The following is a 595-nucleotide window of genomic DNA, read 5'->3' on the forward strand; positions in this document are numbered from 1 at the left end:
GCCTCGTCGTGATAAAAAATCGCGGAGCGGTACTGGGTGCCCCGGTCGTTGCCTTGCCGGTCTTTCTGGGTGGGGTCGTGGGCGACGGAAAAGAACACTTTCAGCAGTTCGCCGAAGCTGATGACGGTGCTGTCGTATTCTACTTCGATCACTTCCGCATGGCCGGTGGTGCCGGTACAGACGGCCTCGTAATTGGCGCGGGCAGCATGGCCGCCGGCATAACCGGACACCACGGCGTTCACGCCTTCCAGATTCAGATAGACCGCTTCCACACACCAGAAGCAACCGCCAGCCAGAACCGCTTTGGCCATGCCATTGGCGGGCAGATCGTCGATGGGATCAGGGAAACGTTCCGGGTGAATGGCCAGGGATGTGCCGGGGATCACTACGTTCATGGTTCCTCCAATGGGGCGAACACCTGCCTGGCTTGTGGCCCGGCAGGTGTTACAGGTCAATGCAGCCAGTGGAGAGCAAGCAGGGATCAGTCCTGCTTGACGGCTCCACTGGCGATCAGGCCATCGATGTCACTGTCACTGAAGCCGGCCTGGCTCAGTACGGCCCGGCTATCTGCTCCGGCAGTGGTGGCGGGTTTTAT

At 60.5% G+C, this 595-nt stretch carries 1 protein-coding gene; it reads right to left on the bottom strand.

What is annotated here, in order from left to right; translation table 11 throughout:
• Window positions 1–395: peptide-methionine (S)-S-oxide reductase MsrA (gene msrA / locus A3730_RS12040; protein ID WP_063538121.1), on the bottom strand; the 395-nt coding region annotated here is incomplete at its 3' end.
• Window positions 396–595 lie beyond the last annotated feature (200 nt).

It is taken from the genome of Alcanivorax sp. HI0044 (assembly GCF_001634945.1).